The sequence below is a fragment of the Halomonas sp. AOP5-B2-8 genome (assembly GCF_052376475.1).
Classification (GTDB): Bacteria; Pseudomonadota; Gammaproteobacteria; order Pseudomonadales; family Halomonadaceae; genus Vreelandella; species Vreelandella casei.
This window is the reverse complement of sequence record NZ_JBQSVS010000017.1, coordinates 1-1566: the sequence shown is the minus strand read 5'-3', so window position 1 is coordinate 1566 and position 1566 is coordinate 1. Positions and strand designations below refer to the sequence as shown.

General features: G+C 55.7%; 1 protein-coding gene. It reads right to left on the bottom strand.

Annotated features, from left to right (window positions below; genetic code table 11):
• Positions 1-165: 165 nt before the first annotated feature.
• The gene (locus ACT3RP_RS17875) at positions 166-1467 is read right to left on the bottom strand and encodes an IS1380 family transposase (protein WP_427028136.1); all 1302 of its coding nucleotides are present in this window, start codon (positions 1465-1467) and stop codon (positions 166-168) included.
• Positions 1468-1566 lie beyond the last annotated feature (99 nt).

Here is a 1566-nt window from a genome sequence, read left to right as displayed (position 1 = left end):
CTAGCCCGGATTTCTCATAGCACCTCAGCCAGTACCACCTCCAAGCCGTCATACCACTAAAAGCCGATTGGTACGGTTTAAACTGCCTGCTTTTTAGCCTCTTTCCGTCGTTCAGACACACCTCCCCCTTTCCCCCATTGCGTCGGGCCGGGGGCGCCCGCGCATTCAGCTCGGTACTAACCGCCTGATGAGATCGGATAGTTGCGCTTTATAGGGGTAGCTGTCACTCATCAACACCCGGATTCGGCGCGTATTGCGGATGATGACCGCGCCCACTTTGATGAGTTTGAGCCTCAGGTTGCTTGGGCTCATGCGCTCAAAAGGGGTCTTCTTCAGGTAAGTGCGTAAGCGCTCGAACAGCGTATAGGCGAAGCCCGATAAGATCAGCCGCCACTGATTGGCCCACCAGTGCGTACTGGAGGTCCGGTCAGCAAACAGGCTCAGTTGTTGATCCTTGATTCGGTTCTCCATGTCGCCCCGAGCGCAGTACTGCTCGTAGTAGAGTTTGAAGCCATCGTCATAACGGGAACTAATGATAAACCGGGGATTAGAGCCCAGTTCGCCTTCTTCCAGACGGGCCACCACCCAGCGTGGATACTTCCAGGAGTGTGCTTGATATTGGAAGCGGAACGTCTCTGCCACTTTCCCGCCCACCTCCCACTGGGTCTTGCGCACCAGCATCATGGGCACGTCCACTTCCTTGAGCAGCCGACTGTTCTTGCCGATGCCCACGATGTAGTCGATATGATGCCGATCACACCAGTTCAGCATCCGAGGGCGGCAAAAGTGGCTATCACCCCGTAACACGATGCGTGTATCGGGCCAGTACTGGCGGATAAAGCGCACCAGTAACGCCAGAATGGCCCAGCTGTGATGGCTGTCGCTGTGGTCACTGGTGCGCAGATAGCTCACTAGTAGATGGCGGCCACAGAAGACATACAGCGGGAAGTAGCAGTGGTGATCGTAATAGCGGTTAAAGAACTTCCCGGGTTGCTCACCGTGCACAGGGATATCGGTGCCATCAAAGTCCAGCACGATCTCCTTCGGGGGTGCGTCATGCTGTTCAATGAAGTGGTGCCACAGCACCTCATGGGCCTTCACCATCGCTTGTCGATCGGCGTTCTGCTCACTCCGGCACAGCGTAGACTTGCCTGCCAGCGCATTATCTTCACCGAGCGCTGTCTGAAGCGCCTGATCATAGCGTAGGGCCTCATGGTCGTTGAAATCTTCGTAGCCCGCGGCGACACCGAACACTCGCTGACGAACCAGAGTGTCGTGCTTGTGACGAACCTGTTCCGGTGCGCGGGGATCATGAAGCACGGAGGCCAAGCGGTGCGTCAGGCGATGTTGCTTATCGACTTCACGAAGCAGGAGCAATCCAGCATCGGAGGTGATGTGGCCCCCAGAGAAATCGGCTTCAATTTGGCGGCGTGAGAGTGGCGAGAAGGTCAGTTTTTCAGGTACCATTTTGGAAGCGGTTGTTGGTGCTTGATGGATTGGTTAGGCTCTTGAAATCATAGCACTTTCAGCCGCTTTCTTTTATACCCCGTGAGAAATCCAGGCTAG